Consider the following 25,800-nt stretch of genomic DNA (forward strand, 5'->3'; position numbering starts at 1 on the left):
GTCCGTATCTGTCGGGTCATTCGGATCAGGCGTGCCCGGGTCATCCGAGGGAACCTCCGTGATCGGTGTGCCATCCGGACCGTCTCCATTAACCAATGCCTGGTTGGAGACGATGCCGTTGTCCAGGTCAGCCTGCGTGATTACATGCGTAACCGTAACAGTAGCGCTTGCGCCGGGTGCAAGCGTGCCAATGTTCTCTTCGCCCACAGGGATAACAGCATTATCGTCCGTCAGTACAATGTTATCGATCGTCACGTTGCCCGTGTTGGATACAACGATGTCGTAGGTGATCTCATCACCGACCGCATTGTAAGGGCCTGCGCTCGTGATCACTTTCGTCACCGCCAGTTCGGGGGTCTGCGTGCCAGGGGTTTCCTCCTCGCCGTCCGTAGGGTCTTCCGGGTCAACCGGACCGCCGTCCGGATCCTCACCCGTGGCCGTAGCCGTGTTCAGCACCGAACCGCTATTCAGGTCGTCCTGATCGATTGTATACGTCGTCGTGAAGGCCTCAACAGCATTAGGAGCTAGGTTTGCAATCGTCTGATCGAAGCCGGTAAGCGGATCGGTGACGTTGACATTGCTTAATGTCACGTTGCCCGTGTTGGTTACCGTGATCGTGTATTCCAGTTCATCGCCTACCGCACTGTAGCTTGTCGTGGCCGCATCGCCGTTGATCGCAGTCAATGCCTTCACCAATTTGAACGACGGGATCTGCTCAACATCCGTATCCGTCGGGTCACCGGGATCCGGTGTGTCCGGGTCATCCGAGGGAATCTCCGCAATCGGTGTACCGCCCGGACCGTCTCCGTTTACCGTGGCCTGGTTGGAAACGCTGCTGTTGTCCAGGTCAGCCTGCGTGATGGTGTGTACCACCGTGACAGTAGCGCTTGCGCCGGGTGCAAGCGTGCCGATGTTCTCTTCGCCCGCGGGGATAACAGCATTCGCATCCGTCAGCACGATGTTGTCGATCGTGACATTACCCGTGTTGGATACAACGATGTCGTAGGTGATCTCCTGGCCGACCGCATTGTACGGACCCGCACCCGTGATCACTTTCGTGACCGTCAGTGCAGGCGTCTGCTCAACATCAGTATCCGTCGGGTCTCCGGGATCCGGTGTGCCCGGGTCATCCGAGGGAACCTCCGTGATCGGTGTGCCGTCAGGACTGTCCCCGTTCACCATGGCCTGGTTGGAGACGATGCCGTTATCCAGGTCAGCCTGCGTGATTACGTGCGTAACCGTAACAGTAGCGCTTGCGCCGGGCACCAATGTGCCGATGTTCTCCTCTCCCGAAGGGATGTCCGCATTGGCATCCGTTAGTACAATATTATCGATCGTTACGTTGCCCGTGTTGGATACAACAATATCGTAGGTGATCTCCTGGCCGACCGCATTGTATGGACCCGAACTCGTGATCACTTTCGTGACCGTAAGCGCAGGCGCCTGCGTGCCAGGGGTGGTTACCTCGCCGTCATCCGGATTCTCTGGACCCACCGGATTATCCCCGGGGTCCTCGCCCGTAGCAGTAGCCACATTCAGCACACTGCCGTTGTCAAGGTCAGCCTGCGCAACAGTGTATGTGGTAGTAAAGGTCGCTACGCCGTTAGGTCCTAGGCTTGCAATCGTCTGGTTGAAGCCCGTCAGCGGATCGGTGACGTTGACATTGCTTAATGTCACGTTGCCCGTGTTGGTTACCGTGATCGTGTATTCAAGTTCGTCACCTACCGCACTGTAACTCGTTGTGGCTGCATCGCCGTTGATAACCGTCAATGCCTTCACCAGTGTGAACGACGGGGTCTGCTCAACGTCCGAATCCGTCGGGTCACCGGGATCCGGTGTGCCCGGGTCATCCGAGGGAACCTCCGTGATCGGCGTACCGTCAGGACCGTCTCCGTTTACCATGGCCTGGTTGGAGACGATGCCGTTGTCCAGGTCAGCCTGCGTGATGGTGTGTACCACCGTGACAGTAACGCTTGCGCCGGGTGCAAGCGTGCCGATGTTCTCCTCATCCGCGGCAATGTCCGCATTATCGTCCGTCAGCAAGATGTTGTCGATCGTCACATTGCCCGTGTTGGATACAACAATATCGTAGGTGATCTCCTGGCCGACCGCATTGTATGGACCCGAACTCGTGATCACTTTCGTGACCGTAAGCTCTGGGGTCTGCTCAACACCCGTATCCGTCGGGTCACCGGGATCCGGTGTGCCCGGGTCATCCGATGGAATCTCCGTGATCGGCGTACCGTCAGGACCGGCTCCATTGACCAATGCCTGATTGGAAACGCTGCCCGCATCAAGGTCAGCTTGTGTGATGGTGTGTACCACCGTGACAGTAGCGCTTGCGCCGGGTGCAAGCGTGCCGATGTTCGCGTCGCCCGAAGGGATGTCCGCATTATCGTCCGCCAGCACGATGTTATCGATCGTCACGTTGCCTGTGTTGGATACTACGATGTCGTAGGTGATCTCCTGGCCAACTGCATTGTATGGCCCCGCACTCGTAATTACTTTCGTGACCGTAAGCGCAGGCGCCTGCGTGCCCGGCGTGGTTACCTCGCCGTCTTCCGGATCCTCCGGATCAACAGGATCCCCGTCAGGGTCCTCGCCCGTGGCCGTAGCCGTATTCAGCACCGAACCGTTGTCCAGGTCGGATTGCAGAATCGTGTAGGTCGTCGTAAACGTCTGCACGCCATCGGGAGTCAATGTAGCGATGGTTTCCGTTAAGCCGGTCAGCGCATCGTTTACCTCAATATTGCTCAGCGTTACATTACCCGTATTCGTAACCGTGATCGTATATGACAGCTCGTCGCCTACCGCATTGTATTCCGTTGTGGCAGCATTGCCGTTAATTGACGTCAGCTCTTTTACCAGTGTGAACGATGGCGTCTGCGTGCCCGGTGTGGTTACCTCGCCGTCCGTAGGGTCTTCCGGGTCAACCGGGCCGCCGTCCGGGTCATCGCCCGTGGCCATAGCCGTGTTCAGCACACTACCTGCATCAAGGTCAGCCTGCGTAACTGTATATGTGGTAGTAAAGGTCTCTACGCCGTTAGGCTCTAGGCTTGCGATGGTCTCCGTTAGGCCGGTAAGCGGATCGGTGACGTTGACATTTACCAGCGTCACGTTGCCCGTGTTGGTTACCGTGATCGTGTATTCCAATGCATCGCCGATTGTACTGTAGCTTGTCGTGGCCGCATCGCCGTTAATGGCAGTCAATGCCTTCACCAGTGTGAACGACGGGGTCTGTTCAACGTCCGTATCTGTCGGATCGTCCGGATCAGGCGTGCCCGGGTCATCCGACGGGACCTCCGTGATCGGTGTGCCGTCAGGACCGTTCCCGTTCACCAATGCCTGGTTGGAGACGATGCCCGCATCAAGGTCGTCCGGTGTGGTAACATGCGTAACTGTGATCGTTCTGCTCTCTGTCGGTGCGAGCGTGCCGATGTTCTCCTCGCCCGCTGGGATGTCCGCATTATCGTCCGTCAGTACAATGTTGTCGATCGTGACATTGCCCATGTTGGATACCACGATGTCGTAGGTGATCTCCTGACCAACCGCATTGTATGGGCCCGAACTCGTGATCACTTTCGTGACCATCAGTACAGGCGTCTGCGTGCCCGGTGTGGTTACCTCGCCGTCTGTTGGGTCTTCCGGATCAACATCGTTACCATCCGGGTCCTCGCCCGTGGCGGTCGCCGTGTTCAGTATACTGCCCGCATCAAGGTCGTCCTGATCGATTGTGTATAACGTCGTGAAGGTCTCAATAGCACCGGGAGCCAGGCTTACAATCGTCTGGTTGAAGCCCGTCAGCGGATCATTGGCCGCAATGTTTTCAAGGGTCACGTTACCCGTATTGGTTACCGTAATCGTGTATTCCAGTTCATCACCGACCGCACTGTAGCTTGTCGCGGCCGCATCGCCGTTAATGGCAGTCAATGCCTTCACCAGTGTGAACGACGGGATCTGTTCAACGTCCGTATCTGTCGGGTCATTCGGATCAGGCGTGCCCGGGTCATCCGAGGGAACCTCCGTGATCGGTGTGCCGTCAGGACCGTCTCCATTCACCAATGCCTGGTTGGAGACGATGCCGTTGTCCAGGTCAGCCTGCGTGATTACATGCGTAACCGTAACAGTAGCGCTTGCGCCGGGTACCAATGTGCCGATGTTCTCTTCTCCCGAAGGGATGTCCGCGTTTGCATCCGTCAGCACGATGTTGTCGATCGTTACGTTGCCCGTGTTGGCTACCACGATATCGTAGGTGATCTCCTGGCCGACCGCATTGTACGGACCAGCACTCGTGATCACTTTCGTGACCGTAAGTGCAGGGGTCTGCTCAACGTCTGTATCCGTCGGATCGTTCGGATCAGGCGTACCCGGGTCATCCGAGGGAACCTCCGCGATTGGTGTACCATTCGGACCGTCTCCGTTCACCAATGCCTGGTTGGAAACACTGCCATTGTTTAGATCTTCCTGCGTGATTACATGCGTAACCGTAACGGTAGTGCTTGCACCGGGTGCCAATGTGCCGATGTTCTCCTCACCCGGAGGGATGTCCGCATTAGCGTCCGTCAGTACAATATTATCGATCGTTACGTTGCCCGTATTGGATACAACAATATCGTAGGTGATTTCCTGGCCGACCGCATTGTATAGACCCGAACTCGTGATCACTTTCGTAACCGTAAGTTCAGGGGTCTGCGTGCCCGGCGTGGTTACCTCGCCGTCATCCGGATCCTCAGGACCGACAGGATCGCCGCCCGGGTCCTCGCCCGTAGCGGTCGCCGTGTTCAGTACCGAGCCGTTGTCCAGGTCGGACTGGGTAACCGTATACGTGGTCGTGTAGGTCTCAACAGCACCGGGAGCCAGGCTTACAATCGTCTGGTTGAAGCCGGTAAGCGGATCGGTGACGTTGACATTGCTTATTGTCACGTTACCCGTATTGGTCACCGTAATCGTGTACTCCAGCTCGTCCCCTACCGCACTGTAACTCGTTGTGGCTGCATCGCCGTTGATACCGGTCAATGCCTTCACCAGTGTGAAGGATGGGGTCTGGTCAACATCCGTATCTGTCGGGTCATTCGGATCCGGTGTGCCCGGATCATCCGAGGGAACCTCCGTGATCGGCGTACCGTCAGGACCGTCTCCGTTCACCAATGCCTGGTTGGAAACACTGCCGTTGTCCAGGTCAGCCTGTGTGATTACATGCGTAACCGTAATGGTAGTGCTTGCGCCGGGTGCCAGTGTGCCGATATTATCTTCGCCCGCTGGGATGTCCGCGTTAGCGTCCGTCAGCACGATGTTGTCGATCGTGACATTGCCCGTGTTGGATACCACGATGTCGTAGGTGATCTCCTGGCCAACCGCATTGTATGGCCCTGCACTCGTAATCACTTTCGTGACCGTCAGTGCAGGCGTCTGCGTGCCCTGGGTTTCCTCCTCGCCGTCCGTCGGGTCTTCCGGGTCAACCGGACCGCCGTCCGGATCCTCGCCCGTGGCCGTAGCCGTATTCAGCACCGAACCGTTGTCCAGATCGGATTGCAGAATCGTGTAGGTCGTCGTAAACGTCTGCACGCCATCGGGAGCCAATGTAGCGATGGTTTCCGTTAAGCCGGTCAGCGCATCGTTTACCTCAATATTGCTCAGCGTTACATTACCCGTATTGGTAACCGTGATCGTATATGACAGCTCGTCGCCAACCGCATTGTATTCCGTCGTGGCAGCATCACCGTTGATGGACGTTAACGATTTTTCCAAGATAAAGGATGGGGCTGCCGGATTTAGACAAAAAGAAGTTGGATCAACCAATTCAGCGGTTTCCGGATTGTCGCTGTTTACCGAAGTCCCCCCAAACGAAATCGATGCTTGGTTATCGAAGCAGTCTCCCCCTTCCGCAGTATTGGCAATCTGCACAGAAACCGTAAATGTTAACGGAATTCCTCCGTTCGATACCAAAGGATCAACTGTAATCCCGGTTATCTGCAGTAAATTGCCCGAAATAGAGACTGTTCCGCTTCCGGATCCGGCAAAAACAACAGAGCCCTCAACCCAACTAAGATTAGAAGAAGTCAACTCGTCTTCGAAATCGACAGTTATTGGTAAAGACTGGTTATTGTAGATACTAAACTCAAAGTCAATGATATCTCCTGGACCTACGCCGTCCACCGGCATGATCACGCGTTTTTCCAACCGAGTAGGGAAACATGCCGTAGCGTCAAAAGTTGGATAAGTTGTAACCGCAGATAGATCATTCAGCAGTTGATTGGATGGATCGTATTGAAACAAGCGCCCTGATCCTACTGTAGGACTTCCCAGATTCACATAAAAATAAACCCTTCCCTGCGCGTCATTCCACGCCCCTCCGGCAGCGGTAGGTGCAGTAGCAGATCCCGATGCAAGCGTTACGATCTCTTGTACCCCCGATGCGGGGTTTGTCCGATATACCTGTCCCTGAAAAATCCCATATAAATAGCCATCATATGGCGAAAAGGCAAGATCATCCATCCCAAAGACATTCAGTGATAGCGGCACCGTCGTATACGTCATGGAGGTTAAATCGACCTTGGCTAAATAAGATTCAGTAGTATTATTCGTTCTAACCGGTGTATAAAATATATTATTTACACCAACAACACCGGTCGGGATATAGACATTTCCCCCGTTAGGATTAACGACCGGATCCGTCGTCCAAGTAGCCAATCCGGTCGTTGATCCTGAAGGATCGGGCTGAGGCTGTCCGAGGTCCCTGACGGCGCCGTTTGCTCCGAACCGAACCACATTTCCCCGCGCAATAGCACCCGTACTCCCCTCGGAAAATCCGTAGATATAATTATCTTCAATGTTATAGCCGATTCCATTGTATTTTTCGGCTATCAACGGCGTGATCGTGGCCACAACGGTACTTGGGCTATTGGGTTCGATAACATAGATCGTTGATGGATTTAAGCCACCTGAAGGAGCGCTGATCAGGTAAGCCGAGCCATTACAATCAAACGGAGGCAACTCGGGTATTGCATTCAGCTTGATATTGTTCGTTTGACTTAAATCGATGGTCGCCGGATCTTCGAGGGCTACGCTCGCATAATCCGTCCAGATACCATTAGCCTCATAAAACGGATCTGTAGGCGGATTTGACAGATCGGGATTTGTCGCATTAATATCGGTATAATCATCAGGCCTGAGGATCGTTGCCCAAGTGTAAATATTCCCGTCAAACACGGACACCGTGCCGACAACGGAAGCCTTCACGGAAATCGTCGCCCCGCAATCTGCCGGCATGTCGACCAACACCTCAAAAACCCCGCTACTGAATGTCGGTGTTCCCACTAAAACTGCACAGCCCGAACCGAAGGTCATGTCCGAAGGATCCGTGCTGATAGCGATGCCCTCCGGCACATACAAGCGAAAAATTGCTCCCCGCGTGATGGCACCATTTAAAGGGTCTGTATTGGTCTCCACCGCACTTGGCCCATGGTTATGGATTACGCTGGTATAAGTATATTCATCTCCCACTGAACCCATTCCCGACGAATTCGAACTGATACTTACTACCTCTAAATCGGATTGGTTTACCCTGACGACAGTTGAAACGGTCTCCTCCTCCCCTACAATAAAAGTCCAGGTATCCAACGATTTATTGTCCCCAAAAGAAACACTAAAAATATGCCCGTTGCTGTTGCTGCTAACGCCCGAACTGTTCGCCGGCGGGAGGTGGCTGTTGTTGACCGGGGTGGGGGGTATTGAAGTTGGAAATAACGGCGTGATATCCGAGTCATCCCAATACACCATATCCGACACCGCGTTGCTTAAATTATCCGGATCAAGCAATTCAATCACAATACCATTTCTATTCTCCTCCACATCGAAGTATGGGAAATGCACTTCCGCCCCCTGCATCTTTACCGTCACCAAAACTGGAATATCCCCCTCCGGGAGCATGACGCCATCACCGTCTTTGCCGTCCCAAAACACTTCGTTACCGCCGATACGAGCTATTCCGTATAAGGTTTTTTTGGCAAAAGCGGCGGGAATCTCCTGACTTTCGATTTCCACGGTATATTGTCCCTGGGCATCGGTATCAAACGAAATATATCCGCCCTTGTTGCTCACCTGCCCGACGGTCCCGTCTATCCCGGTGATCTGTACATCCTGCACATTGGGACTGACTACTGTGTTTATTAACCACGTATTCCCTCCCGGCACCGCACCGGGAGCCGATGCCGGCAAATCCCCGGCGGGCAGAGTGTAAAACGTCTTATGTGTGATACTCGTTTCCGTGTCCGCAGTATTGGGGTCGTGAATCTGATGGCCATCGTCTGTAATCACACTCATTGTCGTGGTATTCAGACTCTTGTAGAGCGGCAAGTTGTTTTCTATATCGGTAAAACCATTGTTGTTGGCAAAAAAGGTAAACAGATAGCCCATCATGCCATTCGCATTCACCCGGTACGTATACCCGTCCTTCGTTAAGATATATACTGTTCCGTGAAAAACGTCTCCTGATGCGTTTGCCGCGAGGTTCAGGACATTGGCATATACCCGTCCGGGGATAAACCCACCTTCATCCGGATTAAATACAGATATATCCCACGCAGATACATATGAATCTGTTCCCGATATCCAGTCAGCATCCGCCAAACCAACTCGGCCGCTTCCATAGCCCACGAAACTTACCCTGTAAATACCGGTTTGCGTTGCCGTATGGTAAATTGGGGTATATTGGCTGCCAACCGCACTCGCAGCCGGTTCAGCCGGACCCGCCAGCTCCGCAGCTCGATCGGCAATATGCCCCGCGCTGCCCGAGATGGTAAGCGCTACTTCTATACCCGAAGGATCGTATAGTCGGATGCGCTGCGTTCCGGCCGACTGTTGTGCACTGGACGCCAACGTAATGGTTTCTCCTGCCTGCGCATATACATAATGTATGCCGACATTGGGAAATGGATAGTTCGGACTGACTGTTGTGTAAGTACTTAGTCCAGCCCGGCTACCCTCAATACCAACCGGGTATAGATCTTTGGAACCATCGGCATAACTCGTTGAAGGAATTATGGTAAAAAACAACCCTATCGCAAACCACAAGGAAGCAATCACGCTCGAACCCTGCCGACTGAAAAAATTGAATGTTTTTAGTCTAGTCGAAGTAACATTTTTTTCCATAGAAAGTTATTTCAGAATATGATGTTAATCCAGCTGGTAGAGCGGGTAACATGATAGAAATTATTAAGTAGGCTGACTAAAGATTAGTCCTAATACCGTCCTCTCGGCATATCGCCAAATATTGTTCAATAGTGGAAAGACCGATATTATCCAATAGTTCGGTGCTGCCAAAATAGCTAATTGCAATGCTGATGTCGATCTCCTGTAGAAGTTCGGCATATCGGCTTTCAGAATTATTGTCGATAGCTTGTTTCATCTCAACAATAGTTAATTTATAAATTGTCGAAGTACCCAACATGAATGCAGGAATAGATCGTCATAAGTAAATATTCAGCAATTAAACGGATATTTTTTTCAACCTAAATGAACGATAAAAGCAAATAGCAAAAATTTGCTATTGCTTACGATAATTATAGCATATATTAGCTATTGATAAACCCTATTGATAATCGAATGGTTATTTGATGAATCATTCCCATACATTTGTCTCATTGCATTTGCTTATGGAAAGAAAGAACGCCATTGCCATCATTTTTGATGATCACAGTTTATTTGCTGATTCCTTCTCAGCTTTGATTGAACGGCTGGAACTTTTCAGGGCGGTACACACCTTCAACGATGAGAGAGAATTTACGAGGTTCCTTGTCCAAAATCCTCAAACACCTATTTATTTATTTTTGGATTATTATTTAAAGGATAAAAATACGCTACCCCTCATTAATGAAATCAGGCGGTTGAACCGGTATACAATGGTCATTGTAATTAGCTCCGTAGCCAATCCTACTACAGTGGGCAACATCATGGCCTATAGTCCAAATGCCTTTATCAGCAAATCATCTGGCTTCAACACCATACTCGAATGCCTGTCTGTCATAGCTCAAGGTGAACAATATACCTGTCCGGTAATCCGAGAATTTATCACATTTAAAAACCAACCAAACCAAATACCATTTACTGCACGAGAATTGGAAATTTTGCAGTATTTTGCGCAGGGATTATCGATTGTCCATACCGCTGAACATATGCACCTAAGCAAACACACGATTGTGGCCCACCGGCGCAAAATGATGGCTAAGGTAAATGTAAATTCTATCACAGAATTACTGGCGTATGCGCGTGTGCATGAGTTAATCTAGCAGCGCCCATGAAAATCTATATTTTATACGTTAATGAATATCAAACTTTACCGTTCCGCAGGGAATTTAGTTTGCTTTACACTGTTGTTTATCGGCATGGTCAGCCAAAACAAGACTGCCTTCGCTCGATCACCAACTCGACCACAAGCTGAATTTGACAAGCTAGCCAAAGCTTACCATTCGAATCGCATATCAGCGCAGCAGTATTTTGTTAAGGCCGATTCATTGACTCACCAGCTGTTCTCCGAGGGAAAGCACTTTGAAACCAAGGAACTGCTGGGTCTGCTCAGCTTATACGAAGAAATCGCTTGGAGCAACCCCGAGCATGGCCGTGCCCGCGCAAGCTACTTCTTCCTACTCTTTAACAACGCACGTATGTTCAAAAAGAGAGGTGCGTCCATGTATTATGCCGAAAAAATCACGGAGGAGCTTAAAAAACTGGGGCAAGAACATCCGTTGGTGGAACCGTTACAAAAAACTAAAATCTATCAGGAACTGCGGTTATATGACAAAGTCATTTCGGTATACGAAAATGAACGCAGCTACCTGGCAAGTTTGCCTGAGCTGCTGCAAGCGGATCGCGTGGATGAGTCGGTAGGCTTAAACGCGATGTATATTTTGTCTCCCGTCTTAACTGGGTATGTCAAAATGAATGATACGGCATCGGTATATCAAACAGCATTGCTGGCAAAGCAAATTGGCACCGCGCTCCAACGTAGCGACTCGATTTCCAGAACCCAGAAACTATACAATGACCTACTGATGATTGAAATGGCCCATTCCATAGCCAACTTTGAGCACAGATACGACAGCGTTGCCGCCATCCTGAATCGTATGGAAGCACTGAAAACAACCTATAAAGATCAGGCGACGAACTTTATCGACATCAACCTGATTCGTCTGCGTTTAGAAAATTATCGCAATCTAAAGCATCCTGACAGTCTCCGTTTCTATCTTGAAAAATACGAATCTTCCCCCATTTTCGGTGACAGTCAGCGGGCAGATGTCGACGAATTTACAGGCCAGCTACAGGCCATGCACGGTAATTATCAGGAAGCCTATGTATCGGTTACTAAGGCGTTGAAGCATGAGCGCGAACTGCAAATGGCGCTGATGGCAGAATCAAGTGATCTCCTCTACGCGTATACCCAAGCAGAACATAACGAAATTGCCCTGCAAAAGGCAGAGAACGTAAAACAACAGCGAACGCTGTGGTTGATAATCATTTCATCTGCTGCAGCGATTATCGTGCTAGCCATTTATATGATCATGCTCCGCCAGAGCCGGAAAGCGAAAGAACAGCTAGATGCCCTCAACGACACGGCGAATACGCAGGTCATGGCGATGGAGGAAGCGAAGCACCAAGCGGTAAGAGACGAGCAACAGCGATTGGGCCAAGATCTACACGATGGCCTTTCCTCATCCATTGCAGGCATCAGGCACCAACTCGAAGTGATGTCTATGGATACCGACGATGCTTCATTGAAAAATAAGCTAGGCATATTGCAAACGGAGGTATCAAATGTTTACGAAGTGGCTAGAAACAAAAGTCACGAATGGTTCGCTGCCGCAGAAGAACGTGAGGAGCAGTCGTTTGCACGTCGAATTAAACTCCTTACGGATAGCGCCTTACCCGATAGCCACTACCACAAAGACATCCACATCGACGACCGTTCATTGGCACGCGTCAATGCAGATACCCGGATTGCCTTGCTTCGTATCATCCAGGAGGCCATCACCAATATCATCAAACATGCCAGGGCTAAAAGCGTGGGCATCCTGATTTATGAAGAGATTGATAATCTGCTATTGGTCATCAGTGACGACGGGAAAGGGTTAGGGGAAAAGAAACCGGACAATGGCAAATCAACGATGGGTTTACAATCCATCCGCCGTCGCGTTCTGTATCTCAACGGCGAGACGAATATACAATCAACGACAAAGGGCACCGAGATAACCATCTCTATTCCGCTAACGACATCGTAATACCGGAACACATCATGTATGCACTAAAATTTACAACTTCCTTACCCCTATTCGTTCTGATCTTTCTTTGTGCTAACCCAGCAAAAGGCCAAATCCAACAAATCCAAAAGGAGCTACACAGGCTACCTTTGTTCAAAGACAGCATCAGCCTGGTCAACAGTTTGAACCGCTTGGGGACACTTTACCGAACCAGAAATGCAGACAGCTGCTTTTACTATGGTATGGAGGCCAAACGTACAGCGACCACTATACGGTATCGGAAAGGACAGACAGATGCAGACCACTTAATTGCTTTTGCTTTATTTACAAAAGGACTGTACGCGGAATCGCTGGAACTGCTCAGCGACGTGCTGTCCCAGTATCAAAGACTTGGTGATACCGAAAAAATTGCTCTGGTCTATCTGGATATGGTCAGAGTTGAGAACAAAGGCATCTCTGACAGGGAAAAAATCACATCACTTTTGCTAAAAGCTATCGAAGCTGGAATAAAAACGGAAAACGACAGCATTATGTCAGAAGTTTATTTAACCTATCTCTATCAAGGGCCAGACCTTTCTGAAGACAGCATCCGGTACTACCACGAGAAATCACGAGAAATTGCCAACCGCTATAAGGATGAAATCATGCTGATTGCCATTGATTCGTGGGAAGCAAACCAATTGGTTTCAATTGGTAAAAAGGAGGAAGCACTGCCCCTTATGAAGCAGTCACAATCCGATGCGAAGCGTATTGGCAACACAAAGCTGGAGTTCAACTCACTCGCTACATTGATTAATTATGAGAATAATCCGGAAAAAAAACTTGAATATCTCTATAAGGCATATGAAGTGGCACAGCGTAGCGGCGACAAATCCTTAGAAATCTACATTTTAAACAATGCTTTAGAAGTTGCTAAACTACTGGGCGATAAAGACGAGATCATCAAAATCTATGTGGAATTGGAAAAGTCGATGTCTGCGGAATGGGAAAGGTCGAGAAAATTTATGGGGGACTACGTCAAGTATAATGGCATACAACATGACAACAAGCTATTAAGTGAGAAAAATGCGCGACGGGCCCTTTGGCTGATAATCATTTCGGCTGCCGCATCGATTATTGTGCTGGCTATTTATCTGATCATGCTTCGCCGTAGCCGGAAAGCGAAAGAACAGATCGAGACCATCAACACTGCTGCCAACATGCAGATCATCGCCATGGAGGAAGCGAAACACCAGGCGGTCAGGGACGAGCAGCAACGGCTTAGTCAAGATCTTCACGATGGTCTTTCCTCATCCATTGCAGGCATTGGGCATCAGCTTGAAGTGATATCCATGGATACCGATGATCCCGCTTTAAAAAATAAGTTGGCCCAGTTACAAACGGAGGTTGCGAAGGCCTACGAAACAGCGAGAAATAAAAGCCATGAATGGTTCACTGCCGCAGATGAACGTGAGGAGCAGTCGTTTGCGCAACGGATTAAGCTACTTACAGACAGCGCCCTACCCGATAGCCGTTATCATAAAGACATCCACATTGACGACTGCTCGGTACTTCGCGTCAATGTGGATACCCGCATTACCTTGCTCCGCATCATCCAAGAGGCCATCACCAATATTATCAAACATGCCCGGGCCAACCGAGTGGGCGTCCTGATTTATGAAGAGGCGGATAACCTTATACTGATCATCAACGACAATGGGAAGGGACTGGGACAAATTAAAAGCGCCAACTTAAAATCAGCGATGGGCCTGCAATCCATCCGCCGTCGAACTCGATACCTCAACGGCGAAGCTAACATCCAGTCAGACAGCAATGGTACTGAAATAACGGTATCCATCCCTTTGCTCTCCGCTTAGCTGTTAGCTGATGTATCACGTGGCAAGCCCGGTGTATTATTTCTGTCGGAAATACACCTCTACAGGCACTCCTTCAAAATCAAAGTTCTCGCGCAGTTTATTTTCGACGAAACGCTTATAAGGCTCTTTAATATATTGCGGTAGGTTACAGAAAAAGGCAAACATCGGCGACTTAGCTCCTACCTGGGTCACGTATTTGATTTTGATGTATTTCCCTTTGGTAGCCGGAGGTGGGTAATTTTCAATGATGGGCAGCATCACATCGTTCAACTTCGATGTTGATATTTTCTTCACCTTGTTATCGTAAACCTTAGCGGCGGCTTCTATTGCTTTGAATATTCGCTGCTTCTCTGTCACTGACGTGAAGACGATCGGTACATCCGTAAACGGCGCGATCTTCTCCCGGATGAGGTCTTCAAACACCTTGGTCGTCTTGTTGTTTTTTTCAATCAGGTCCCACTTATTGACCAGGATAACCACTCCCTTCCGATTCTTCTCGGCCAAATGAAAAATATTGATATCCTGGGCTTCGATCCCCTCGGTGGCGTCCAGCATCATGATAACCACATCCGATTCTTCCAATGCTTTGATGGTGCGCATTACCGAATAAAATTCGATGTTTTCTTTTACCTTGGTTTTGCGCCGCAGTCCGGCAGTATCGATGAGGACAAAATCATGCCCGTATTGCTTGTAATCTATGCGGATGGAATCCCTGGTGGTGCCTGCTACAGCTGTTACAATATTGCGTTCTTTACCCACCAACGCATTGATGAGTGATGACTTACCCACGTTGGGCCGACCCACGATGGCGTATTTTGGGCGCTCGTCTACTTCTTCCTCTTCCTGCTCAAAGTGCTCGACTACCTCATCCAATAACTCCCCGGTGCCGGACCCGGTCATCGACGATACGGGGTAGATTTCGCCGAGGCCAAAGCTGTAGAAAATACTGGCTTCCTGCTGCAGCAATGGGTGGTCTACCTTGTTCACTACGACGAAGACCGGCTTCTTGCTCCGGCGTAGTACATCGGCTATAGCGTCGTCCAAATCGGTAATGCCCGTCTTTACGTCTACCATAAATAGGATGACGGAAGCTTCTTCAATAGCAATCAATACCTGCTCGCGGATCGCCGACTCAAATACATCCTCCGAGCCATGTACATATCCACCCGTATCCACTACCGTAAACTTCTTTCCGATCCATTCGCCCTGTCCGTAATGCCGGTCGCGCGTCACGCCACTGAAGTCGTCCACAATGGCTCTCCGGCTTTCCGTCAGCCGGTTATACAGTGTTGATTTTCCGACGTTCGGCCGACCTACTATTGCGATGATATTTGCCATAAGCGTACAAAGGTAAGGATAAGGAATGGTAAACGGATTAAGTTCGGTTCAGTCGTTCCAAAATATCGTCGAGGTATGTGCGCTCGTTGGCCAGCCTCGGCACCTTGTTTTGGCCGCCAAGCTTGCCTCGCGACTTCATCCAACGGTAAAACGTGCCGTCCGGAACATTGTGAATGATCGGGAAACGCAGCGCCATGTCATTGAATCGTTTGGCATCATAATCTGAATTAACCTCGCGTAAGGTGGCATCCATTACCTGGCAAAACTTATCGAAATCATCGGGTTGCTCCTCAAATTCGATAATCCATTCATGTGCACCCGCCTCGCTGTCTTTAAAATAAACCGGACCTGCCGTGTAATCACGGATGGTGGCTCCGGTTTCAGCACACGCACGCTTCAATGCATCATCAGCATTGTCCACGATGACTTCTTCACCAAAGGTATTGATATATTGTTTGGTACGTCCGGTGACCTGAATACGATAAGGGTGCAGGTTTACAAACTTGATCGTGTCGCCTAGCATATATCGCCATAGCCCCGCATTGGTAGAGATGATAAGCGCATAGTTTCTTCCCAGCTCCACTTCATCGAGTCGCAATGTTTTGGGGTGCTCGTCAAACAGGTTTTCCATGGGTAGAAATTCATAGTAAATACCATAGTCGAGCATGAGCAACAAATCTTCAGAATCGGATTGGTCTTGCAGGGCGAAATATCCTTCCGAGGCGTTGTAGTTTTCCAGGTAATACATGCTGTCGGATGGGATCAGTTTCCTGAAGTGCTCACGGTAAGGTTTAAAACTAACGCCGCCGTGGCTATAAAATTCGAGATTGGGCCACACCTCCAACAGGTTTTCCTTACCGGCAATCTCCAGCACACGCTTGGCCAACACGACATTCCATGTAGGCACCCCGGACAGATTGGTCACATTTTCGCGTAACGTAATCTGTGCCACCGTTTCTATTTTTTCCTCGAAATTAGGGTTCAATGTAGTTTCCAAATCAGGCGTGCGATGTATCTCTGCCCAAAAGGGGAGATTACGAAGGATGATGGATGAAAGATCTCCGTAGTACGAATCCGGATTGAAGCTGTTGATTTGGGAACTTCCACCTAGGACCACGGTTTTACCAGTCAGTATCTTGGTGTCGGGCCGATTATGGCAATACACCGAAAGCATATCCTTGCCTCCCTGGTAATGGCAATCTTCTAACGCCTCCTCGCTTACAGGAATAAACTTACTGCGGTCTGCAGTGGTGCCGGATGATTTGGCAAACCATTTGATATCCGACGGCCAAAGGATGTTCTGTTCACCCTTGATCATACGGTCGATATATGGCTTTAGGCTATTATAATCCTGTATTGGCACGCGCTCCTTATAGGTTTCGGGAGTTAGTATGGAGTTGTAGTCATATTTCTTGCCCCATTCGGTCGCTTCGGCCGTAGAGATCAGGCTTTGGAACCATTCGTCTTGTACCTCATGAGGGTACTTCATGAAAAGCTCGATCTGATGGATGCGCTTCTTCATGATCCACGTAAATATCGAATTGATCAGGGCCATGGTAATCGTTAGTAAACTAAAGTTTCTTTCTCCTCAGCTCAAAATTCCGGCCTAAGTAAAATTTGCGGGCCATTTCATTCACCGCTATTTCCTCCGGTGTGCCGTCGAGCATGATTTTACCTTCTGTCAATAAGTAAGCACGGTCGGTGATGGATAGCGTTTCCTGCACATTGTGGTCGGTAATCAAAATCCCGATATTGCGGTGTTTGAGCTTGGAGACGATGGTCTGTATTTCTTCTACGGCAATAGGATCTACACCCGCAAACGGCTCATCCAATAGGATGAAGTTGGGATTTGCTGCTAAGGCACGCGCGATCTCCGTCCGGCGGCGTTCGCCCCCCGATAGCAAATCGCCTCGATTCTTTCGCACCCGATTCAAGCTAAACTCCGCCAGAAGTTGCTCCAGCTTTTCCTTCCGGTCTGCTTTATCCTGATGATGGATTTCCAATACGGCCATGATGTTGCTTTCCACAGACAGCTTCCTGAATACCGATGCTTCTTGCGCCAGATAACCGATCCCTTTCTGTGCCCTACGGTACATCGGATCTTCCGTAATCTCTTCACCATCGAGGTAAACATGCCCTTCATTGGGTTTGATGAGGCCAACGATCATATAGAACGATGTGGTTTTACCGGCGCCATTTGGCCCTAACAGCCCCACGATTTCACCCTGCGCCACTTCAAAGGATACATCGTTTACCACGGTGCGTTGCCTGTATTTCTTGATGAGGTGTTCCGCTTTTAGTATCATCTAAATTCTAATATCCTTCACATTCAACTGCAAACTCCGCTTGTCACGCCACACATTTTCTTCTATCGTATAGCAGAGATCAAACTCCCGGCCAGCATTGATGGCGTCTACGTAGTCCGCCAAACCAAACCCGATACAATCAAAACTGGAAGTTCCTTCCTGCATCACGGTCATTTTAAGGTGGCTACCGCCCACCACCATCGCCATTCCATAAACCTGCACCTTTTTACTCATAAACAACGGAGCTTCATTTTGTGGTCCGAATGGCTCAAATTGACGCAAAATACGGAAAAATTTGGCGTTGATTTCCGATAACTCCAGTACCGCATCAATATGCATCTCCCGTTGGAGCATATCGGGCAGGATGCTCGCTGCGACGACATGCTCGAATCGTCGCCGAAAGGATTCGACGTTTTCCGGTTTCATGGTAAGGCCCGCGGCATACTTATGCCCTCCAAACTGATCCAGCAGATCGCTGCATGCACTTAGCGCTTCATACAGGTCAAATCCCACCACCGAACGGGCCGAGCCCGAGACATGTCCATTGGTTTGGGTCAACACCACGGTTGGGCGATAGTACTTTTCGGTTAGCCTCGTGGCTACGATGCCGATGACTCCTTTGTGCCAATCGGGTTGGAAAACCACTGTCGTTTTCTGCCGTTTCAGTGCTTCATCACCATCGATGATGGCCAACGCTTCCTCCGTAATACGCAAATCGAAGTCCTTCCGTTGCGTATTCTGAACGTCTATGCTGGTGCTGTAAACTGCCGCTTCTTGCAGCGACTTGGAAACCAACAATTTCACCGCATCTTTGGCATGATCTATCCTTCCGGCCGCATTAATGCGCGGCCCAATCTGAAAAATAATATCATTTACAGTAAAATGGCCACTCCGGTGGGTAGACAGGTCGATCAGCGACTGTAACCCGCAACACGGATTGGTATTGAGCTTCTGTAGGCCGTAATGTGCGAGTACCCGGTTTTCGCCGGTAATGGGTACGATATCCGAAGCGATTCCCACAGCCACCAGATCCAGGTATTGGTAACACGTGTTGATGTCCATACTGTTTTTTTGGATGAATGCTTGGATGATCTTGAAACCAATACCACACCCAGGCAGTTCCTTGTAAGGGTATGGGCAATCGGACCGCTTGGGGTCCAGCACTGCTACGGCATCGGGCAGGCGATCACCAGGGAGGTGATGGTCGCCAATGATGAAATCGACACCACGCTCGCGGGCATAAGTCACTTTGTCCACAGCCTTGATGCCGCAATCCAATGCGATGATGAGTGTAAAGCCGTTTTCCGCCGCATAGTCGATGCCCTGTCCGGATATACCGTATCCTTCCGCGTAGCGATCAGGCAGGTAAAATTCCAAACCCGAATGAAACTGCCTGAAAAAACTATACACCACGGCTACGGCCGTCGTGCCATCCACGTCATAGTCCCCATAAATCAACACCTTTTCCTTATTGCCGATGGCCTGCTCAATGCGTAAAATGGCTTTATCCATATCACGCATGAGGAATGGGTCATGCAGCGATGACAGGTCTGGCCGGAAGAATCGTCGCGCGTCTTCAAAGGTTCCTACTCCCCTACTTACCAAGAGTTCAGCCAATACCCTGTCGACACCTAGCTCATCGCTTAGTTTTTGTGTTACTGCCTCGTTACGGCAAGAAGCGATTGCCCATCTTTTTTGCATATGTTTCCTCAATAGAGCCATTTTCTACTTGAACAATTTCTTTTAATGGTGTTCAAGAGGGCTTCGCCGTTCTCAATGGCGACCGAGCAGATCGATCAATTTGTTCCTTTATGCAACCCGTTAAATTTGCAAAGAAGGCAAATTTAGCTAAGTTTGTGCACTACGAAGGGGTAAAGATAAAAACATGCAAGCACATTCCTTATTCGAAGGCTCATTTTCCGTAGATTCTTCCAAAAAGTTCGTTCCGTTTGACGCCAGTAAAGACAGCAAAAAAGATCGGCCGGGGTCGCTGTTCATCCATGTCCATCCATTCTTGATCGAATCGGCAAATGGATTACTGCTGCTTGATACCGGCATCGGCTTCGCCGACAACGATGGCGACCTCCAACTGCGTTACAACATCCGGAAAGCTGGCTTTGAACCGAATAACGTCCGGTATGTACTGCTTTCTCACCTGCATAAAGATCATGCGGGCGGCATGGTCGTGGATCGAAATGGCACCTTCCGGCTTGCCTTTCCGGAAGCAGAGTACGTGGTACAGCGGGGCGAATGGGAGGATGCTTATAGCGGCAAATCCGACTCGTACCGAACGGAAATCTTTGACGTGTTACAGCGCAGCGGCAATCTCCTGTTGGTAGAAGGTAACGGCGTGCTGAATGACGAAATTAATTACGAAGTATCAGGAGGCCATACCCCCCATCATCAGGTCTTCCATATCCGTACCGGTGGCGAGCATTTCTTTTTCGGTGGAGACGAAGCCCCCGAGCCGGAGCAGTTTTTCCGCCAGTTTGCAGCCAAGTACGATTATGACGGGCGCAAGTCGATGGCGCTACGCCAGCAGTACTGGGACCAAGGGAGTGTGGAAGGTTGGATTTTCCTGATGTACCATTCTACCAACATTGCCATCGGTAGGCCCGAAGTTAAGGAAAATGGGGAGTATCGGCTGGTCGATGCGGCTTCTCCAAAGAAAGCTTAATCAATCGAAAAAATTGGTTCGATTGTTGCCCCTACCTATCTATCATGAAAAAAATAGTATTTTATTTGGCATTATCGGTGAGCATTGGTGCTTTGGCATCGTGTGCCGCACATCCGCATGGGCGAGGAAATCGGGGGCTTCCACCCGGACAGGCCAAAAAGATTTTTGGCACCAAATCCGCCAAACCTTTTGCACCAGGTCAGCAGAAAAAGAAAGGCAAAAAGCATAGAGGCAGTCATCACCGCCATGACGTTCATTATTTCAATCTTAATCTATCCACCGATTAGCCGTATGGTCGTCGTGGCTTAGTTTAAGACGAGCTCCACTACCACCGCCCGGTGGTCCGAAGGCCAAGTATCTATGACGATGTCACTCATAGGCGAGGGTTCGCCCATGACCTGGGCTTCGATTACATTAAACCTATTTTTGCTTACATAAATCAAATCAATGCGATCGTGGATTTCGGGCGTGCGCCACAGCCCTTCCACGGACGTCCACGTATAGGCCGGCTTCTGTTTTATGTCCGGATAGACTTCCCGGTAAGCGTCCTTAAATCCTTTTTCAATAAGCAACGCGGTAGCCGGCCAATTGACGGCAAAAGGCAATAGCGTGTCGCCCCGCTCCTCGATGGCTTTCTCAGTCCAGTCTAGGCAACTCGGCTCATTGAAATCGCCCACCAACACGGTAGGGAGGTCGGCATAAGCCGCTATTTGGTCTAGCATATCCTGCACCTGATATAACCTCGTTTCGCAGGCAGAGGCTTCAGCAGCTTCCGTGCTCAGCAGTTTCTTATCCGCAATATCGTACGGTTCGTATGGTGTATACATCAGGTGCATCACCCCGAATACGATTTCTTTATCACCGGGCAGCTGCAACAGTACAGCCTGTGAGTCTTTGACGCTACCGACCGGCTTCATGCCATATTTCGATATCATCGCTCGGCTTCCATCCACGATGTGGCACTGCCAGCCCAGGCTATCCGCGAGCAGCTGTGCCCGCGATTGATTATCGCTTTGGTTGGTGGTCTGCTCCTGAAAACCCACCACGTCGGCTTTTGCCTTGCGGATGGCTTCCAGTTGGTACTTGATTGTCGTATCGCGAGGAAGCTTTACCGCATCGCCGCCATGCCAGAGGTTGAATGTCATGACGCGCAGTTTGCTCAGCTCATCGGCTCCCCGATTAGCGGCAGACTGGCAAGAAATACAGAAAAAGGCAATAACAAATGCTTGGATGGTTATCATTGATCTGTTCATCGTTCTGGTATTTTATTTTTTGATTTCAAAAGTAGTCATTACCGCTGCGTGGTCTGAAGGGTACACGACAGGGTGTGTGTCGATCGTTTCTGAATTAACGGCTTTTAAGCTATTCCCCCGGTAAAAAATATAATCGATACGGTCTTGAAAGGCTTGCGGAAAAGCAGGGCTCCAAGTAATCCCGCGCATCGTCATGGGGTCAGGATGTATTTCACGGAATGAATCGATGAACCCCCATTGTTCCATCAACAACGTGGCCGGAAAAGGCATGACATACCCTCCGTTGAGGTGCCGGGTCTCTAGCACCCAGTCCAAATGGGATCCGGTATTGAAATCTCCGCAGATGATTACGGGTACACGATCCGAATTTTCGATGGCAGGGCTTAGTGTGGCTACGATTTCACGCAGGATACCGGCGTTCTTTTCGCCCTCAAACTGCTCCCGCCACGCTACCGAATCAATCCGTTTCCCCTTTTCAAGCAGGTCCCAGTAGTCGAAGGGATAATTGAGCCAATTGCTGGCCACAACGATAGGCTGGCCACCCACGTCAATCGTTACCGCTCCGCTGTTGAAAGGGTCGTATGCATCCAATGTATCCACAATGGGGTAGCGGCTTAGGATAGATAGGTTTGTACTGCGGAGATAAAAGTGATAACCCAACGCTTCGGCGATCCGCTCGCCTGAGCCATAGGTTTCCTGCATGGCCACAATATCGGCACCCGAATCACGGATCACATTCACAACACGCATCGGGCCTTCCTCCTCCCCGGTTTCCCGGCCACCGTGCCAGATGTTGAAGGTCATCACCTTTAGGTATTGTGCCTGCACATCTGCTTGGATAGCTGTGGTAAGCAGGATTGTTAATACGTATTTCCATGTATTCCAGACGTTCCTCATACTTACCTGGCTACCTCCCATCCGTAGTCAACGTATTCCCAGTCGAAATCATCACCCGCTATGTCCACTTTCAGGAACCCTTCTTCCGTACCGTGGAAGGCGCCGCCCCACCAATTGGCGCTCACCGCTCCCGCGGTAATGAATTGTACGCCCTTCACCTTGATTTCCTCATACAGGTGCTGATGGCCTTGAAGCACCAATTTAAGATTGTGCGCCCCAAACATATCGAAAATTTCCTTTTGGTTGACGAAGGTATCCGCATCGGTATATTTTCCTTCCAACACAGGGTAGTAGAGTGACAGGAAAGGCACATGCGTGGATACGATGATGGGCTGATCGGCAGGGGTTCGCGCAAGCAAATCAGATAGCCATAGCTGCTGTGTGTCATCCACGCAATATTGCCCGTCACAGATCTGTGCAGAGTTCAGGACGATAAATAGCCACCCTCTATGTTCAAATGAATAATAGGTCTCCCCGAAAAAAGATTCGAACAGCTTTTCGCCATACGTGCCGCTTTTCTCACCATCGCCCCAATACCGGTCATGGTTGCCGATGGTGTATTTAAAAGGGAGTGATGATTGATCAACAACTGCTTTGTATTCGCTGAACAGCCTGACCGCGGTTTCACGTTGATTGCTTTTCATTGCATCGACATCAGCGTTGTCGCCTCCAGTCAGAATGAAGTCCACGCCTTTTGTTTCGGCCAATTGGATGGCTTGTTTGAAACCCTCCAAACTCCTGGATTTAGGATTCGTATTGGTATGGATATCCGTTAAAAATGCGAATGAGAAAGCTTCTTGGGCATGCACCGAGAATAGGGTTAGCAAACCGATACATACCGTACCTAAAATTTTTTTCAACATCATTTCGTTTTCTATAAGGTTACCCGTACAGTCGTGCAGGTTACACGACCGTCTGGGCAACCGGTATACATAGTTGTTGTCAGCTATTTCGTACTTGAAACAAATTCTCTTCAGATCTAAAAAAGACTTCGTTGTGAAGCAGTAATGCCTGCAGCTTGTCCAAATTCGTCTAAAACACTAAAAGATGGACCTTTATTTGATAATCCTCCAGAGTTATTGACATAACTTGTCAATAACGAAACGGCTTCGGCTAACGTATAAGAAGCGCCAGAGAAATTGATTAAACAGTAATCTCCACTACCTGAAGGACACATATCATGGGTTGGAGGAGAATAAATCTGTGACCAGGCTCCTGGATCTGAGGCCCCAGAGGGGCCGCTTCCTGCATAAAAGTAAATGTTAGCGGCTGCAGTTGGTGTGGCATCGACAACTTTGTCTTTTCCAGTAAAGGAAATTGTGCAGACAGAAAAAAACAGCAGGCAAACAAAAACAAATTGACTCTTTTTCATGATTAACCCTGTTTAAATTAAAGTTAAATAATTATTCCAAAGACTACTCCCAGTCAAACAGCTGATACAAATTGGTATTCAGTATTGTTTCGGAATTTGGCACGGGCCGGTAGTAATACTTGGGCTCGATAAAGTTGCGCTCCCGATCATCAGTGACCAAGAAGCCGCCGTTCACGCCATTTTCGAGATAAATGGAAGCACCACTGCCTATTGTTCCGATGGTATAATAGATCAACTGCACGCCAAGCGAATTTCGCTCGCGCTCAGCGGGAATGGTCTGCCCGTCGGGAATCAGCCGGATATCGGGAACACCGTCACCGGTTAAATCGTAATCGCCCACACCGGGGAAATACATGCCCACCGGGATCCCTTCCAACAATTTACCGGCATGCCAGCGCATCAAATCATCGTACCGTATGTTTTCAAATGCAAATTCCACACGACGTTCGCGTCGGATCTCGAGGATTACGCCCCGGTTGCCGTCGGTGAGGTTTGGATACCTTGCCGCCAACACAGGGTCAACATCAGCATTGGCTTCGGTAAAATTCAAATGTGGCATGCCGACACGGTCACGCAACACATTGACGGTATTGTCCAAATCGGTTTGGGTAAGTGTGCCCAATTCGGCTTTTGCCTCCGCCAGTATTAACAATACCTCTGCATAACGGTGTACAGGTACGTCCGAACTATTCAGGATCACTTGATCCGTACTATTGACATAACCCTTTAACTGGTGGTATCCGGAGAAATTCCGAGCTATAAACTGCACATATGGCGCATTGTCCTGCGCCCGCTGCCAACCGGGGTAAGCGAGGGTCTGGGCCAAACGGGGGTCACGGTTTTCAAATTCTTCTACGAAACCCATCGTCTCGTAGCCGGATTGATCAGTAAAACGTGAGCCATCGGCCATCAAATAGGTCTGCACCAGATCCCGTGCCGGTGATTGCTCATAATTACCGAATATACCGGTGTTTTGATTTCCGCTTACGTTTTTGGTCTGGTCGAAGCTATTCACCAAAATCATCTCGCTATTACTCATCAGGTCTTGGTTGCCAAACAGGTCTGCATAATCGGATGCAGGGTTGCCGGTATTGTGAACGCTGAATCCGCCCTCAGCCATGATGCGTTCGGCTGCCGCCGCTGCCCGTTGCAGAAAAGCCTCGGCCGTGCTTTGCAGTTCCAACTCCGGATGGTATTTCCGGTAAGTGCCTTCGTAGAGTGCGATCTTGGCATCCATCACCGCTACGGCCCATTTTCCGGGGGTACCGGTTGGCACGTCCTCACGCACATTTGCAAGGGCAAAATCGAGGTCTGCCATCACGTTATCCATCACCAATTCCCGGGGATCCTGGGCCTTGAAGAGTTCTTCATCACCCGGATTGAGTGTGCCCGAATACCACGGCACATCGGAAAACCGCTTGACCTTGTCGTGATAGAAAATGGCGCGGTAGTAGCGGGCCAAACCCGCATAGTGGTTCTTTACTTCATCAGTCACAGCAGCCCGATCGTAGTTTTCCAGAAAGTAGTTGATCGTACGCAACCGTCCCCACGACCACCCGCCTGAGACGTTTTGCGACGAAGGATTTCCGGTCATGATATTTTTCACCTCAACGGCCGCTGTTGTCGCCAGGTTATCTGTGCTTTGGTCGGAGATGTACATGCCGTGGCTCGATAGGCTTAATAGTCCGTTTGCGTAAAGCGCCAAATCCTCTTCCGTATTGAAGAAGACTTCCGGCGTGATGGAAGTCTGCGGATAGCGATCGAGGAAGTCCTTTTCACAGGAAACCGTCATCGTCATTAGCCCGATCAAAAATAATATGTGATATCTTTTCATGATGTAATTCATTAAC

Annotated in this window: 16 protein-coding genes; 5 read left to right on the forward strand and 11 right to left on the reverse strand. The window is 49.8% G+C overall.

The annotated features are described in order from the left end of the window. The coding region (locus IEV98_RS01165; RefSeq protein ID WP_188504109.1) for a beta strand repeat-containing protein at positions 1–9,150 on the reverse strand (9,150 nt) is incomplete at its 3' end. A gap of 76 nt (positions 9,151–9,226) precedes the next feature. Then, positions 9,227–9,406, reverse strand: coding sequence for a hypothetical protein (locus IEV98_RS01170; RefSeq protein WP_188504110.1), 180 nt, complete (start codon positions 9,404–9,406; stop codon positions 9,227–9,229). Between the two features lie 247 nt (positions 9,407–9,653). Between IEV98_RS01170 and IEV98_RS01175 the strand changes: the two genes are divergently transcribed. From IEV98_RS01175 to IEV98_RS01185, 3 genes are read left to right on the forward strand one after another with little or no spacing between them, the layout of a single operon-like run. Further along, a complete protein-coding gene (locus tag IEV98_RS01175) occupies positions 9,654–10,286 on the forward strand; it encodes a response regulator transcription factor (protein ID WP_188504111.1) in 633 nt (210 codons plus the stop codon). Between the two features lie 33 nt (positions 10,287–10,319). Continuing rightward, positions 10,320–12,272, forward strand: coding sequence for a sensor histidine kinase (locus tag IEV98_RS01180; RefSeq protein WP_188504112.1), 1,953 nt, complete (start codon positions 10,320–10,322; stop codon positions 12,270–12,272). Positions 12,273–12,286: 14 nt separating this feature from the next. Further along, on the forward strand, positions 12,287–14,107 hold the full coding sequence (locus tag IEV98_RS01185) for a sensor histidine kinase (protein ID WP_188504113.1): 1,821 nt from the start codon (positions 12,287–12,289) through the stop codon (positions 14,105–14,107). Positions 14,108–14,143: 36 nt separating this feature from the next. On the opposite strand, the gene der is transcribed toward IEV98_RS01185, so the two are convergent. The 4 genes from der to recJ are packed head-to-tail and all read right to left on the reverse strand — an operon-like array spanning position 14,144 to position 19,452. After that, complete coding sequence (der, locus tag IEV98_RS01190; protein ID WP_188504114.1) at positions 14,144–15,445, reverse strand: ribosome biogenesis GTPase Der; 1,302 nt, start codon at positions 15,443–15,445, stop codon at positions 14,144–14,146. 37 nt (positions 15,446–15,482) lie between these two features. Beyond that, the gene (locus IEV98_RS01195) at positions 15,483–17,000 is read right to left on the reverse strand and encodes a GH3 auxin-responsive promoter family protein (RefSeq protein ID WP_188504115.1); all 1,518 of its coding nucleotides are present in this window, start codon (positions 16,998–17,000) and stop codon (positions 15,483–15,485) included. Positions 17,001–17,016: 16 nt separating this feature from the next. After that, positions 17,017–17,751 carry an LPS export ABC transporter ATP-binding protein gene (lptB, locus tag IEV98_RS01200; protein WP_188504116.1) on the reverse strand — a complete coding sequence of 245 codons (735 nt, stop codon included), beginning with the start codon at positions 17,749–17,751 and terminating at the stop codon, positions 17,017–17,019. Continuing rightward, positions 17,752–19,452: a single-stranded-DNA-specific exonuclease RecJ gene (gene recJ / locus IEV98_RS01205; RefSeq protein ID WP_188504117.1), complete on the reverse strand. Its 1,701-nt coding sequence runs from the start codon at positions 19,450–19,452 to the stop codon at positions 17,752–17,754. 184 nt (positions 19,453–19,636) lie between these two features. Here recJ and IEV98_RS01210 point away from each other — a divergent pair, with 184 nt between their 5' ends. Further along, positions 19,637–20,428, forward strand: coding sequence for an MBL fold metallo-hydrolase (locus IEV98_RS01210; RefSeq protein ID WP_188504118.1), 792 nt, complete (start codon positions 19,637–19,639; stop codon positions 20,426–20,428). A 44-nt stretch (positions 20,429–20,472) separates the two neighbouring features. Further along, entirely contained in the window at positions 20,473–20,715 is a 243-nt protein-coding gene (locus IEV98_RS01215) for a quinol oxidase subunit 4 (RefSeq protein ID WP_188504119.1), read from the forward strand. Positions 20,716–20,733: 18 nt separating this feature from the next. On the opposite strand, the gene IEV98_RS01220 is transcribed toward IEV98_RS01215, so the two are convergent. The 5 genes from IEV98_RS01220 to IEV98_RS01240 form a co-directional block, all read right to left on the reverse strand. Continuing rightward, positions 20,734–21,681, reverse strand: a complete 948-nt coding sequence (locus IEV98_RS01220) for an endonuclease/exonuclease/phosphatase family protein (RefSeq protein WP_188504120.1) — start codon at positions 21,679–21,681, stop codon at positions 20,734–20,736. Positions 21,682–21,693: 12 nt separating this feature from the next. Next, entirely contained in the window at positions 21,694–22,578 is an 885-nt protein-coding gene (locus IEV98_RS01225) for an endonuclease/exonuclease/phosphatase family protein (RefSeq protein WP_188504121.1), read from the reverse strand. Positions 22,579–22,580: 2 nt separating this feature from the next. Further along, positions 22,581–23,444 carry a metallophosphoesterase family protein gene (locus tag IEV98_RS01230; RefSeq protein WP_188504122.1) on the reverse strand — a complete coding sequence of 288 codons (864 nt, stop codon included), beginning with the start codon at positions 23,442–23,444 and terminating at the stop codon, positions 22,581–22,583. A 113-nt stretch (positions 23,445–23,557) separates the two neighbouring features. Continuing rightward, the gene (locus IEV98_RS01235) at positions 23,558–23,950 is read right to left on the reverse strand and encodes a hypothetical protein (RefSeq protein WP_188504123.1); all 393 of its coding nucleotides are present in this window, start codon (positions 23,948–23,950) and stop codon (positions 23,558–23,560) included. 43 nt (positions 23,951–23,993) lie between these two features. Next, positions 23,994–25,784 carry a RagB/SusD family nutrient uptake outer membrane protein gene (locus IEV98_RS01240; protein WP_188504124.1) on the reverse strand — a complete coding sequence of 597 codons (1,791 nt, stop codon included), beginning with the start codon at positions 25,782–25,784 and terminating at the stop codon, positions 23,994–23,996. Between the last annotated feature and the right edge of the window lie 16 nt (positions 25,785–25,800).

Source organism: Parapedobacter pyrenivorans (assembly GCF_014636865.1).
In the GTDB taxonomy this organism is placed as follows: Bacteria; Bacteroidota; Bacteroidia; order Sphingobacteriales; family Sphingobacteriaceae; genus Parapedobacter; species Parapedobacter pyrenivorans.